The following is a 13,146-nucleotide window of genomic DNA, read 5'->3' on the forward strand; positions in this document are numbered from 1 at the left end:
CCTTTACCGTTCGTTTGCCATTCCGGGGGATACTCGTGCTACCGCGTGCGGACGTATCGACCGTTCCGCGCTGATCGGAACAGAGGAGCACGACAGGATGACTGACGAAACCGAGATCGAGCCGATCGAGATCACCTATGACGAGGATCTCTACCCGGCCCGACCCAAACGGCTTCGGCCCCGTTCGAACCTGCGGGCGAGCAACATCCGCCGTTCCTTCTCGGATCCCCGATCCGCCGACGCGTCCAACCCGTCTTATGTCGAATGGCTGACCCGCCAGTCGATGCTGCGGGATGCTGAAGTGCTCGGCCGAGGGCTCTCGGGCCAGCCCAGCATGTGGCGACACCCGTACGCCAGGCCGGACGCCCGCCGGGCGATCCGCACGGCGTCGGTGTGGTTCACTGCGTATCCCATCTCGCTGATCACCGCTCCCGGGCAGTCCTACCTGGCGGCGCTCGGCGAGGATGCGCTGTGGGAAGCGTTCGAGAAGATCGGGATCACCGCGGTGCACACGGGGCCGGTCAAACTGGCCGGCGGGATCACCGGCTGGACGAGCACGGCGAGCGTTGACGGCCACTTCGACCGGATCAGTACGCAGATCGACCCGGCCTTCGGGTCGGATGACGAATTCCGGCAGGTTTCGGATGCCGCGGATCGCCACGGCGGAAGCGTCATCGACGACATCGTTCCCGGGCACACGGGCAAGGGGGCCGACTTCCGCCTGGCCGAGATGGGCTACAAGGATTACCCCGGGATCTATCACATGATTGAGATCCCCGAAGAGGACTGGCACGAGCTGCCACCCGTACCCGACCACCGGGATTCGGTGAACCTTGACGCCGCAACGGAGAAGAGGCTCGCCGACCTCGGCTACATCATCGGTCAGCTGCAGCGCGTCATCTTCTACTCCCCCGGTACGAAGGAGACCAACTGGAGTGCGACGGCGCCTGTTCTCGGCGCCGACGGCAGGACCCGCCGCTGGGTGTACCTGCACTACTTCAAGCAGGGACAGCCGTCGATCAACTGGCTCGACCCGACGTTTGCGGGCATGAGGCTGGTCATCGGCGATGCACTGCACTCCCTCGGCGACCTCGGCTCAAGCGCTCTCCGGCTTGACGCGAACGGATTCCTCGGCGTTGAGAAGAGTGCGGAAGGCACGCCTGCCTGGTCGGAAGGGCACCCGCTTTCCGAAGCGGCCAACCACCTCATCGCCGGCATGGTGCGCAAGGTGGGCGGGTTCTCGTTCCAGGAGCTCAATCTGACCATCGAGGACATTCGGGACACCGGCCGGGTGGGCGCGGACCTCTCGTACGACTTCATCAACCGCCCTGCGTACCAGCACGCCCTCGCGATGGGCGACTCGGAGTTCCTTCGGCTGACCCTCCGCACCTCGCTGTCAACGGGAGTCCAACCCGTCGGCCTCGTCCACGCGCTGCAGAACCATGATGAACTCACCTACGAGCTCGTCCATTGGGCAACCCTGCACCGGGCAGACCTGTACCCGTTCCGCGACGAGGAGATGACCGGGGCGCAACTCGCCGAGACCATCCGGGCCGACCTCGTGGCGAAGCTCACCGGCGAGGCGGCGGATTACAACCTCGTGTTCACCACGAACGGAATCGCCTGCACCACGGCATCCGTCATCGCCGCCGCTCAGGGACTGACCACGCTGGACTCGATCACCGACGACCACATCGACGACATCCAGCGCGCGCATCTTCTGCTGGTCATGTTCAACGCGTGGCAGCCCGGCGTCTTCGCTCTGTCGGCGTGGGACCTGCTGGGGATGCTTCCGCTGCCGTCAAGCGAGGTTCGTGAGCTGATCGCAGAGGGCGACACCCGCTGGATTCACCGGGGCGCCCACGACCTGATGGACGTCGACACCGACGCTGTCGTGTCGAGTTCGGGGATGCCGCGGGGGCGCTCGCTGTACGGGTCGCTTCCCGACCAGCTCGGCCGTGAGGATTCCTTCGCCAGCCAGGTCTCCCGGGTACTCTCGATCCGCTCAACGCTCGGCATCGATGTCGGAACGCAGCTGGACATTCCGGACGTCGCCCATCAGGGAATGCTCGTGATGGTTCACCGGCTCGATGAGGGGGACGCCTCGATGGAGGATGCCCGTATCCAGGTGACGGTCCTGAACTTCACCGGCGAGACGATCGAGGGGACGGTCCGCTCTGAGGCGCTGACCCCGCGTCGCACCGTATACGACGCGACGACCGGCGAAGAAATCGGGCGGGTCGATGACCTGCAGAGCTTCACTGTGCGGCTGGAGCCGTACGCAGGGCTGTGCCTGCTTGGCCGCGACGCCGAGGAAGAGGCGGCATCCGAGGACTCCGACGAGGCGCCCGCATGACGACCTGCCCGATCACCGGCCACGGGAAATGCCGCGCCATGCGGGTGGCTCGCGCGCGACATCGGTTCTGAAAGGACATCCCATGAGAACGTTCACCCTGCCGAACACCGACATCGTCGCTCCGAACGTCGTGCTCGGACTGATGCGCATCGCCGACAAGACCGACGACCAGGTACGCGAACTCGTTCGCACAGCGCGCGACGCGGGAATCGACTTCCTGGACCACGCTGACATCTACGGCAACGATTTGCACGGCTGTGAACGCCGTTTCGCTGACGCGATGCAGCTCACGCCCTCGGAGCGTGACGCCGTCACGATCCAAACCAAGGCAGGGATCGTCGGCGACGGACCGTACTTCGACTTCTCCTACGAGCACCTCATCGAATCTGTTAACGGCTCGCTCGACGCTCTGCAGACCGATCGCATCGACATTTTGCTGCTGCACCGGCCGGATGCCCTGGTTGAGCCGGAGGAGGTCGCTCGCGCGTTCGACGAGCTCGAGTCAGCCGGCAAAGTGCGCGCCTTCGGCGTCTCCAACCACACGCCCCGACAGATCGACCTGTTGAAGCGCTTCGTGCGACAGCCTCTCGTCGCCAACCAGTTGCAGCTCTCGATCACCCACTCACCCATCGTCTCCCACGGCGTCGCAGCTAACATGCTCGCCGAACAACAATCGGTCACCCTCGACGGTGGAGGCATCATCGACTACTGCCGCCTGAACGACATCACTGTTCAGGCGTGGTCACCGTTCCAGGCGGGATTTTTCACCGGAGTGTTCCTCGGGTCCGCCGACTACCCCGAACTGAACGCCGTCATCGACCGGCTCGCCGACGAGTATGACGTGCCGCCGATCGCGATCGCTACCGCCTGGATCACCCGGCACCCGGCGCGGATGCAGGTCGTACTAGGTACCACGAGTCCGGAACGGGTTGCTGGAGCCGCGCTGGGCTCCGACCTGCCGCTGACGCGGGCCGAGTGGTACGAGCTGTTCAGGGCGGCCGGTCACCTCGTCCCGTAGCGGAACGAGAACCGGCCGACTACCTTCTCCGAACTGCCTGAGAGGCGCCACTCTCAGACGGCATCCGATTCGGGCACCAGCGACTGAGCGCTGCTCCGCCCTCGCGGATGGAACAGCCGCTCCATCCGCACGGCGCCGACGTCAGAGGGTGACGCCGCGCGCCGCCAGGAAGGGCCCTGGGTCGATGAAGACGCTGATGCGAATCTTCAGGTCGAGGTGGCAGCCGGTCACGACGCCCGTCGCGCCGACGTTCGCCACAACGGTGCCCGCCTTCACCAGTTGGCCCACCGAGACCTGGAATGATCCGGTCTGCGCGTGCCCGTAGAGTGACTCGACCCCGCTGCCGTGGTCGATGATGACTCGCTCGCCGAACGAGCCTGCGTTGCCGACGAAAGTCACCCGCCCCGGGGAGATCGCCTTGATCGGAGTGCCACAGGGGGAACCGAAGTCGACGCCGTCGTGAAAGGTGTTCGAGCATCCGACGGAGTTGCAGATCACGTTCCGGGGGCCGTACGGCGACGTGACACGTGCGGTCACCGGTCGAATCCAGGGGGCGTCAGCGTCATGCATGTAGTTGCCACCGCCGCTTGCGGGGCCCGCGTTCTGCGATGGGCTTTCCGCTGCTGCGACAGCGGCCGCTGCGAGTGGGGCGCCGGCGCCGTGCGCGGGGACGGCGACGATCCCGACCAGAGCGGGGACCGCGATAGCGATCCCGAGCAGGGATCGGGCGGACCTCATTCTCCGTCGCGTCCCAATGGGCGTCACAGATGCCTGCGGCCCGCGGCGCAAGAGCATGGTCAGGTAAGTCATGGCGTTGTCCTGTCCGGTCACGGAGGTCAAGTCGGAAATATCAGCGACATGCCAGTGTGGAACGAAAAGCAATCTCGCCTCGACCGAAGACAGTGCTCGCGGTCCCCCAAGCGCCGCAGCCTGAGCGTACCGTTCAACGCGCGCAATCACCACGATTGAGGTCGAACGAATTTCCCGGCCGCAGAGAGTCTCGCACTCCGTGCGCGGATCGAGGGATGCCTCATTCGGCGGGATGCAAGAACTTCGGCCGCGGCGTGCGTAGTATTGCCCGGTGCGAACAATGGCTCAGTCCTCGCTTACGCCCCTCTGGCGACGTTTGCTACATCCCCACCCCGCTAAGACGGTACTTCTCGGCTTCGCCGGCGCCATCGCCGTCGGCACCGGGTTGCTCATGCTGCCCATCTCGAAGGCCGGCCCCGGCGGAGCGTCGCTCCTCGAAGCACTGTTCACCGCGACGTCCTCCGTCTGCGTGACCGGGCTGATCGTCGTCGACACGCCGGTTTACTGGACCGCTTTCGGCCATGTCGTGATCCTGGCCATGATCCAGATCGGCGGTTTCGGGATCATGACGTTCGCGTCGGTGATCGGCCTGGCGGTCATCCGAAAGATGTCACTGCGGTCGAGGATCACGGCGGCGGCAGAAGTCAAGAGCCTCGGCCTGGACGACGTGAAAGGTCTCATCCTCGGTGTCGTTCGGATCTCACTCATCGTGGAGGGAGTCGTCGCAGCTCTCCTCACCGCCCAGTTCATGCTCGGCTACGGTGAGCCGCTCGGTCGCGCCCTCTGGCTCGGAATCTTTCACTCGGTGTCGTCGTTCAACAACGCCGGCTTCGCCCTGTTCAGCGACAGCCTCATGTCCTATGCCACCGACCCATTCATCTGCCTGCCCATCGCCGCCGCCATCATCCTGGGCGGGCTGGGATTCCCGGTCATCATGCAGTTGCGGAAGCACTTCCGAACACCGCTGAAGTGGTCGATGAACACCCGGCTCGTCCTCTGGGGAACCCTCATCCTCCTGGTGGGCGGAACGGTGTACATCACCGTCCTGGAGTGGAACAACCCGAATACCCTTGGCCCAATGAACTGGCCGGGCAAGATCCTCGCCGGATTCTTCCAGTCGGTGCAGACACGGACCGCCGGGTTCAACAGTGTCGATACCGGGGCCATGTACCCCGAGTCGTGGCTCGGAATGGATGTTTTGATGTTCATCGGCGGCGGGCCCGCCGGCACGGCGGGCGGCATCAAAATCACCACCTTCGCGGTTCTGTACTTCATCCTTCTCACCGAGATCCGGGGCCAGGGCGCCGTCAACGTGTTCGGGAAACGACTCTCACGTGCCGTTCACCGCCAGGCCATCACCGTGGTCCTCCTCGCCGTCGCCGTCGTGATGGGCGCCACCGTGTTCCTCATGCTGCTCACCGACATCCCCCTCGACAAACTCCAATTCGAAGCGATCTCCGCCTTCGCCACCGTCGGCATGTCCACCGGAATCACAGCTGCACTGCCCCCGGCCGGCCAGGTCATCCTCATCCTGTTGATGTTCATCGGCCGACTCGGTCCCATCACCTTCGCATCCGCCCTCGCGCTCAATGAGCGGCGGGTCCTCTACGAGCTCCCGAAAGAAAGGCCCATCATTGGCTAATTTCCGTTTGTTCCAAGGCTCCGACCCGACCCGAATCGCGGAGGCCGACTCCGTTGCTGTCATCGGACTGGGCCGCTTCGGCAGCGCCCTCGCGTTGGAGCTCATGGCCAAAGGAACCGAAGTTCTGGGCATCGACGCCGACGAAGACACCGTCCAAGGCCTGAACGGCATGCTCACCCACGTCGTGCGCGCCGATTCGACGAAGGAAGAATCACTGCGGCAGCTTGCAGTGCCCGAGTTCGATTGCGTTGTCGTGGCGATCGGCAGCGACATCGAGGCCAGCATCCTGACGACGTCGCTCCTGCTGCGGTTCAACATTCCGCAGATCTGGGCGAAGGCGGTCAGCGACCCACACGGAGCCATCCTCGAACAACTCGGGGTCGAACACGTCATCTACCCCGAGAAGGACATGGGCCGCCGGGTCGCCCACCTCGTGCGCGGCGCCATGCAGGATTACATCGATATCGGCGACAACTTCGCGCTGGTGAAAACGAAACCACCATCCATTGTGGTCGGGAAACCGCTTCGCGAGACCACCATCCGCGCCCGGTATGGCATCACCATCAGTGCGTACAAGCGCGGCGACAGCCCGTGGACGTACACGACGATGGACACGGTGCTTGAAGCCGACGACACGGTGCTTGTGGCCGGGCAGGCGGCGCAGGCCGAAGCGTTCAGTCAGCTCCGCTGAATTCGACCTTCGCGGGTGTCAGCCGACGTGGATGCCGGGCCGGGCTTGAGGGTCAGGCTCGGCCTCGCGGAGAATCTCACGGACGACAGGGGCGGTGTCCCCGCGACCGAGGAGCAGGTAGCGGAAGAGATGCCCCAACGGGTTCCCTTCGGACCACTCGAAGTAGGCGTGCGGTTTCACCCCTGTGGCGTCACGGAGCGCCAGGAGGATACCAGCGATCGCGTTGGGAGCGGCGGGGCTGCTCGCCCGGAGGATGCGATAGCCGTCCACCTCGGCACCTCGGACGTGGAGCGTCTCGCTGAACTCGGACGGATCCACCACCTGGATCTCCAGGAAGATGACATCCGCGGAACCCGGTACCGGGTTCATGCCCCTCTGGGCGGCTTCCTTCTCGGCGTAGGGAACACCGTTCCCCTCGCGGGGCCGGTTTGCGATGAGGTTCAGCCTGCCGTCGTAGGCAAGCGACTCGACGATGAAGCGGCGAGCTTGATCGTCGAAGACGATCTGGTCGGCACGAAGCTCAGTCGTCCGGGAGATCCGTGACACGAGCGAAATGGCGATGATGCCCGCGATGAAGAACGCCGAAATGGTCAGGCCGTCCGGCTTCTCGAGAATGTTCTCGACGAGTGCGTATAAGAGAATCACGGTGAGAATGGTGAAGGCGACGCTTGAGCGGCGCTGACGGTGTCGCGCCGCCGAAATGGTGACCGCCACCGCTCCTGAGACCATCATCACGAGGATGCCGGTGGCGTATGCGCCTGCCTGGGCGTCGACATCCGCGTTGAAACCGATAGTGATTGCGATGCTGACGGCGGTGTAGACGAGGACGACAGGGCGAATCGCTCTGCTCCAGTCCGGCGCCATGCCGTACGCGGGCAGGTACCGCGGGACGATGTTGATCAAGCCTGCCATTGCGGATGCGCCGGCGAACCAGAGGATCAGGATGCTGCTGATGTCGTAGACAGTTCCGAATACATCCCCGGCTTGTTCATGGGCGAGGTAGGACAGCGCTCGACCGTTGGCCTCACCACCGGGCTGGAACTCTTCGGCCGGAATCAACACCGTCGTGACAAGGCTGCTCGCGAGCAGGTAGACGCTCATGATCAACGCGGCGGCGGTCAGCAGTTTTCGCGTGTTGCGGATTCGTGAGGCGAGTCGTTCCTTCTCCGTTTCACCCTCAGCAGCGACCAGCGGCATCATGCTGACGCCTGTTTCGAACCCCGACAGTCCGAGGACCAGGAGCGGGAACGCGAGGATCGCCGGCCCCGCGATATCGGTGAATCCGACTCCATTTCGGACGAGTGCGTCGATCCATGCTTGCAGTGCGGTGGGGTGGGCGAAGATATCCGCGATGCCGAATCCGATGACGATCGCGTTGAGAGCAAGGAATATCGCGACCAGCGGGATGGCAACAGCGACGGCCTCTGTGAAACCGAGGAGGAAGACACCACCCAGCACCAGAAGCATCACAACGGTGATGATCACCGCCTGGCCTTCGAGAAAGGGCGGTGCGTAGGGATTCTCAAGGATGTGCACTGTGGCATCCGCCGATGACAGGGTGATCGTGATGATCCAGGACGTGGCGACGAAGCCCAGAAGAATCAGAACGAAAATCTTGCCGCGCCAGAACGGCAGCAGTTTTTCGAGCATCGCCACCGACCCCTGACCCCTCGGGCTCTCCTTCGCCACGCGCCGGTACATCGGCAACATGCCCAGCAGGGTCAATGCGACGATCAGGAGCGTGGCGAGTGGAGACAGGGCGCCTGCAGCCAGAGCAGCGATTCCGGGGAGGTAAGAAAGGGTCGAGAAGTAGTCAACTCCCGTCAGAGTCATGACCTTCCACCAGGCGTGAGTCCGCCCGTGGGTTTCTGACGCTTCAGGGCCGGCCGGTTGAACTCGGTTCGCCAACAACCAACGCGCGAGTGCGCTTCGCGAGGCGGTGGGTCGCACGGGGCGCTGGACGACCGCGGGGATTGAGTGCTCAGCTGAGGTACTCACGATAGGAACTTCTTTCGCTTCAGGCCGGAAAGCCATCACGAATCATAGTCCTCGGGGAGAGCGCCGAAGCCCCGTGCGAGCAATCTCGCATGGTCGAGATTGCTCCGCTTTCGTTCCGTTTGAAGATTTTGGCCACGCCGGGACGGTCTAGGCTGGCGCAGCTTGCCGGTTCCTGCCTTGGTAGAGGCGGCGGTAGCTTGAGGGTGTGGTGTTGAGTATCCGGGTGAAGTGGAGCCGGAAATTTGCTGTCGTGCCCAGACCAGTGCTGGAGGCAACCGCCTGCACCGTCAGGTCGGTGGTTTCCAGAAGGTGGCAGGCTTCAGCGATGCGTTGATCGTTCAGCCACCTCAGCGGGGTCATTCCGGCTTCGGCTGTGAATTTCCGTGTGAAGCTCCTGGGCGCCCAGCCGGCATGGGCGGCCATGTCGTCGACCGTGAGCGGCTCGGCCAGGTTCTTCCTGGCCCAGGCACAGGTGTCGGCGAAGAGCGCCAGGGGTGCGGCGACCGCCCTTTCCATGAACTGGACTTGGCCCCCTTCCCGGTGCGGGGCCACGACCATCCGTCGTGCAATGCTGTTGGCCGCGGCGGTTCCATAGTCCTTGCGGACCAGGTGCAGACAGAGGTCGATGCCTGCCGCAACCCCAGCGCTGGTGCTGACGCTGCCTTGGTCGATGTAGAGGACGTCTGCGTCGACGGTGATGCCCGGGTACAGGGTTTGCAGGCGTTCGGCGTTTCTCCAGTGGGTGGTTGCCCGTTTGCCGTCCAGGAGACCTGCAGCAGCGAGAGCGAAGGCGCCTGTGCACACCGACACCACGCGGGCTCCGTTGGCCGCCGCCTGACGCAACGCCTCGCAGACCTCGGCGGGCGGGTCGGTGAGCGGCGCGTAGCCGGGCACCACGACGGTATCCGCGGACAGGAGTGCTTCCAAACCATCGACGGCCTGGATCGCATACCCGGAGGTCGTCGGCACCAGACCAGGCTGGGCGGCACAGACCCGGAAGGAGTACCGTTCCCGTTCATCCTCGTGGCCGAAAACCTGCGCCGGAATGGCCAGGTCGAAAGCGACCACATCCGGTAGTGCCAGCGCGACGACTCGGTGCATAGGGCCACTGTACGCACCCGGGCGCCCCGGGGAGCAGAATCCTTTCCATACAGGGCATTTTTGCCATGCACGTCCGCTGCCGCGAATTGGCAGCATGGGCACATGACAATTCTCACTGGCGGGCATGAAACGACGGATGCCATTCACGCGGGCCTCAATTCCAACGGCCAGGGCCGTCCGCCCGGCGCTGATCCTTCGCGGAAGGGACACGTCGGTTGGATTGTGGCCGGCTCGTTGGTTATCGGCGTCCTTGCTGCAGGGCTGCTGGCCGCCGCGCCGATCATTCCGGCGACCGAGACCGGCGTGACCGGCGCCATCCTGTTGGGGCTTGCGCTGGGATGGGCCATGCTCGCTGTGCTGTCCGTGAAGTTCACGGATCAACCACAGAGGTGGGCCGTGGCTCCAGCGCTTTTCATGGGCGTGGGCGGTTTCCTTCTGCTGGCGTTCGGCTCCCCCATGCAGGACGTGCTCGCCTGGGTATGGCCTCCCGCCATGCTGGTGTTAGTGGCTTGGATGGTCGTCAGGGCTCATCGGCAGCTTCGCAGCCGGAGCGGGCGCGTGCTGCTCTACCCCATGCTCGCGATGCTGGTACTTGCTTCACTGGGGGGCAGCTACGCAACGGTGCGCGACGCGGTGGATGCAGGGGCTTCTCCGGCGCGGGGTCAGTTGATCGACGTCGGCGGACACCGCCTGTACCTGAACTGCACCGGCTCAGGAACTCCCACCGTCGTGCTCGAACCGGGCGCAGGCATGATGTCGTCTGACCTCGCGTTCATCACACCGGTTGTTGCCCGTGACACCCGGGTGTGCATCTACGACCGGGCAGGACGCGGCTGGAGCGATCCGGCGAACACTTCCCAGGACGGCGCGCAGATCGCGGCCGATCTGCACACGTTGCTTCAGCGCGCCAACGAACCCGGGCCGTATGTGCTGGCCGGACATTCATTCGGGGGCCTCTACGCACTCACCTTCGCTGCCCACTACCCCGAGGACGTCGCTGGACTGGTGCTGGTGGACTCGACCGCACCAGCCTCGGAACCGGGACCAGATTCCACGCAGCCGGCTCGCGCCGATTCCGACGACACGATGAAACGTCTCTCCGCACTGGGAGCCGGCGCAGCGAGACTCGGCCTCGGCCTCGTCGTCGGTGTGGACAAACCCAGCCACCTTCGGGGCACGATCGATGAGTACCTTCACGCGGGTACCTTCGCGCAGCAGGCTGCCGATTTGACGGATTTCTCCGACACGCCGCTGGTCGTCCTGACAGCAGGCACTGGGAGCCAGCCCGGCTGGGATGCTGCGCAGGAAGCCCTTGCCTCACTCTCGACGAACACCCTGCACCGCGTCATCGCCGGGGCCACCCATGCGTCATTGATCAGCGATAGAGACAACGCGGCCGCGACCGCTCAGGGCATCCTCGACGCCGTCTCCGCCGTGCGGATTGCAAGCCCGTAAAACCGATGCAATAGACGACTCCAGCCAAGTTCGGTGGAGGGCTGCATCGTGAGCGATCCGCTCCCGCACACTGACCGCGTCACGTTACGTTGCGTGACCGAAAGTGAGCCATCACCTGGCCGGACGTATACCTTCGTCACCATGACAATCATCGATAACTCTTCCACCACGAACGACACAGCAGAGCGCAGTCGCCGCCTCACCGAGGCCGGCACCGCCTGGAACGGCCGCATCGCCGCCGATCGCACCGCCGCGCACCTTCAGTACCGCGTTCGCGGCACAGGAGAAGGAGCTGTCGCGAGCCGCATCACCGCCGGCAAGCACGAGTTCGTCGTCGACGAGCCCGCAGCCCTGGCAGGCGACGACGTAGCGGCAAGCCCCGTCGAGGTCGCTCTCGGTGCGCTCATCTCATGCCAGATTGTCGTCTTCCGTCTCTACGCTCACGCCCTCGGCATCCCGTTCGACGAGATCGATGTGACAGCGGAGGGCGACCTCGACGCCGCTCGCTTGTTCGGCGTCGACCCAGCCGTGCGCCCCGGCTTCAGCGCTGTGCGGCTCACCGTCGCGCTCACCGGGCCGGAGACCGAAGAGCGCTACCAGCAGCTCCGCGACGTCGTCGACGCGCACTGCCCGGTACTCGACCTCTTCGCCAATGCCACCCCGATCCACACCACAGTTCTCAAAGCCGGCTGAGCAGAGCAGGCCGCTGCCGCCGGGGCGCTCCGTATCGGCCCGGCAGCAGTACGTGGGGCAACCCAGAGGGGGTCTTCGGTTCTCCCCTGCAACACAGTGGACTACTGGGACGATTCACGAGAATGTACTGTCGTTGGCGCATACGGTACAAGCCGGGCGAGTTGGGTGACGTGGCGGGGTTCGAGCTCGTCGAGGCTGGCGACGCCGAGGAGCTTCATCGTGCGGCGGATCTCACCGGCGAGGATCTCGATCGTGCGGTCGACGCCCTGGCGCCCGCCGGCCATCAGCCCGTAGAGGTAGGCCCGGCCGATCAGGGTGAACCGGGCGCCGAGGGCGACGGATGCCACGATGTCGGCTCCGTTCATGATGCCGGTGTCGAGGTGGACCTCGACGTCGTTGCCCACTTCGCGGACGACGGCGGGCAGGAGGTGGAACGGGATCGGAGCGCGGTCGAGCTGGCGGCCGCCGTGGTTCGACAGGAGAATCGCGTCGGCGCCGAGCTCGACGGCGAGGTGGGCGTCGGCGACGGACTGGATTCCCTTGACGACGAGCCTGCCCTTCCACTGTTCGCGGAGAAAGCGCACCTCGTCGGGTCCGACCGTCGGGTCGAACATGGTGTCGATGAGGGCGGCGACGGTACCGGACCAGCGGTCGAGGCTCGCAAAGGCGAGCGGTTCGGTGGTGAGAAAGTTGATCCACCAGGCCGGGCGCGGCAGGGCGTTGAGGACCGTCCTCGGGGTGAGCGCCGGCGGGATCGACAGACCGTTCTTCACGTCGCGGAGGCGGGCACCAGCCACCGGGGTGTCGACGGTGACCATGAGGGTGTCGAAGCCCGCGGCCTGGGCGCGGTCGACGAGGGCGAGGGAACGGTCGCGGTCAGTCCACATGTAGAGCTGGAACCAGTTGCGTCCGTTCGGCGCTGCCGCAGCCACGTCCTCGATCGAGGTGGTGCCCATGGTGGAGAGGGTGAACGGGATGCCTGCGGCCTCGGCGGCGGTCGCTCCGGCGCGCTCACCCTCGGTCTGCATCATCCGGGTGAACCCGGTCGGGGCGATCCCGAACGGCAGTGCGCTGGTCTTGCCGAGCACCTCGCGCGTGGTGTCGACTCGCGAGACGTCGCGCAGCACCGAGGGGTGGAACTCGATGTCCTCGAACGCCTGGCGGGCGCGGCTGAGCGAGATCTCCCCCTCGGCGGCACCGTCGGTGTAGTCGAACGGCGCCTGCGGGGTGACGCGCTTCGCGATGGTCCGCAGGTCGGCGATGCTCGTCGCTGCGGCGAGCCGGCGCGTACGTGCGTTGAGCTCGGGTTTCTTGAACTGCATCAGCGGCGCCAGGTCACGCACCTTCGGGATTCGTCTCTCAACCATGCGGGGCTACTTTCT

General features: G+C 65.0%; 10 protein-coding genes. 6 read left to right on the top strand and 4 right to left on the bottom strand.

Translation table 11 applies throughout. The features are described 5' to 3' along the window. Window positions 1-97 precede the first annotated feature (97 nt). Complete coding sequence (treS, locus tag ACLQ62_RS06255; protein ID WP_411720796.1) at window positions 98-2,356, top strand: maltose alpha-D-glucosyltransferase; 2,259 nt, start codon at window positions 98-100, stop codon at window positions 2,354-2,356. 82 nt (window positions 2,357-2,438) lie between these two features. Next, window positions 2,439-3,374, top strand: coding sequence for an aldo/keto reductase family oxidoreductase (locus tag ACLQ62_RS06260; protein WP_411720797.1), 936 nt, complete (start codon window positions 2,439-2,441; stop codon window positions 3,372-3,374). A gap of 141 nt (window positions 3,375-3,515) precedes the next feature. On the opposite strand, the gene ACLQ62_RS06265 is transcribed toward ACLQ62_RS06260, so the two are convergent. Further along, window positions 3,516-4,184, bottom strand: coding sequence for a M23 family metallopeptidase (locus ACLQ62_RS06265; protein ID WP_411720798.1), 669 nt, complete (start codon window positions 4,182-4,184; stop codon window positions 3,516-3,518). A gap of 280 nt (window positions 4,185-4,464) precedes the next feature. Here ACLQ62_RS06265 and ACLQ62_RS06270 point away from each other — a divergent pair, with 280 nt between their 5' ends. Beyond that, window positions 4,465-5,826: a TrkH family potassium uptake protein gene (locus ACLQ62_RS06270; RefSeq protein ID WP_411720806.1), complete on the top strand. Its 1,362-nt coding sequence runs from the start codon at window positions 4,465-4,467 to the stop codon at window positions 5,824-5,826. Beyond that, on the top strand, window positions 5,819-6,517 hold the full coding sequence (locus ACLQ62_RS06275) for a potassium channel family protein (RefSeq protein ID WP_411720799.1): 699 nt from the start codon (window positions 5,819-5,821) through the stop codon (window positions 6,515-6,517). Before ACLQ62_RS06270 ends, ACLQ62_RS06275 begins: the two co-directional genes overlap by 8 nt. 18 nt (window positions 6,518-6,535) lie before the next feature. Here ACLQ62_RS06275 and ACLQ62_RS06280 read toward each other — a convergent pair whose 3' ends face one another. Both ACLQ62_RS06280 and ACLQ62_RS06285 read right to left on the bottom strand, forming a co-directional pair. After that, window positions 6,536-8,551: an amino acid transporter gene (locus ACLQ62_RS06280; protein ID WP_411720800.1), complete on the bottom strand. Its 2,016-nt coding sequence runs from the start codon at window positions 8,549-8,551 to the stop codon at window positions 6,536-6,538. 111 nt (window positions 8,552-8,662) lie between these two features. Beyond that, window positions 8,663-9,616, bottom strand: a complete 954-nt coding sequence (locus ACLQ62_RS06285) for a GlxA family transcriptional regulator (protein ID WP_411720801.1) — start codon at window positions 9,614-9,616, stop codon at window positions 8,663-8,665. A gap of 102 nt (window positions 9,617-9,718) precedes the next feature. On the opposite strand from ACLQ62_RS06285, the gene ACLQ62_RS06290 reads away from it, so the two are divergent. Both ACLQ62_RS06290 and ACLQ62_RS06295 read left to right on the top strand, forming a co-directional pair. Next, a complete protein-coding gene (locus tag ACLQ62_RS06290) occupies window positions 9,719-11,071 on the top strand; it encodes an alpha/beta fold hydrolase (RefSeq protein WP_411720802.1) in 1,353 nt (450 codons plus the stop codon). Window positions 11,072-11,212: 141 nt separating this feature from the next. Then, window positions 11,213-11,764 (top strand): OsmC family protein, encoded by a 552-nt coding sequence (locus ACLQ62_RS06295; RefSeq protein WP_411720803.1) that lies wholly within the window; start codon window positions 11,213-11,215, stop codon window positions 11,762-11,764. Window positions 11,765-11,865: 101 nt separating this feature from the next. Here the strand turns inward: ACLQ62_RS06295 and ACLQ62_RS06300 are convergent, their stop codons facing one another. Then, a complete protein-coding gene (locus ACLQ62_RS06300; protein WP_411720804.1) occupies window positions 11,866-13,131 on the bottom strand; it encodes an alpha-hydroxy-acid oxidizing protein in 1,266 nt (421 codons plus the stop codon). Window positions 13,132-13,146 lie beyond the last annotated feature (15 nt).

The organism is Mycetocola sp. (assembly GCF_046716805.1).
In the GTDB taxonomy this organism is placed as follows: domain Bacteria; phylum Actinomycetota; class Actinomycetes; order Actinomycetales; family Microbacteriaceae; genus Mycetocola_A.

What these genes read in the sequence shown, in the direction of transcription:
- ACLQ62_RS06300 (WP_411720804.1), bottom strand. Translation starts at nt 13,131, where the DNA reads ATGGTTGAGAGACGAATCCCGAAGGTGCGTGACCTGGCGCCGCTGATG.
- treS (WP_411720796.1), top strand. Translation starts at nt 98, where the DNA reads ATGACTGACGAAACCGAGATCGAGCCGATCGAGATCACCTATGACGAG.
- ACLQ62_RS06265 (WP_411720798.1), bottom strand. Translation starts at nt 4,184, where the DNA reads ATGACTTACCTGACCATGCTCTTGCGCCGCGGGCCGCAGGCATCTGTG.
- ACLQ62_RS06290 (WP_411720802.1), top strand. Translation starts at nt 9,719, where the DNA reads ATGACAATTCTCACTGGCGGGCATGAAACGACGGATGCCATTCACGCG.
- ACLQ62_RS06280 (WP_411720800.1), bottom strand. Translation starts at nt 8,551, where the DNA reads ATGGCTTTCCGGCCTGAAGCGAAAGAAGTTCCTATCGTGAGTACCTCA.
- ACLQ62_RS06260 (WP_411720797.1), top strand. Translation starts at nt 2,439, where the DNA reads ATGAGAACGTTCACCCTGCCGAACACCGACATCGTCGCTCCGAACGTC.
- ACLQ62_RS06285 (WP_411720801.1), bottom strand. Translation starts at nt 9,616, where the DNA reads ATGCACCGAGTCGTCGCGCTGGCACTACCGGATGTGGTCGCTTTCGAC.
- ACLQ62_RS06270 (WP_411720806.1), top strand. Translation starts at nt 4,465, where the DNA reads ATGGCTCAGTCCTCGCTTACGCCCCTCTGGCGACGTTTGCTACATCCC.
- ACLQ62_RS06295 (WP_411720803.1), top strand. Translation starts at nt 11,213, where the DNA reads ATGACAATCATCGATAACTCTTCCACCACGAACGACACAGCAGAGCGC.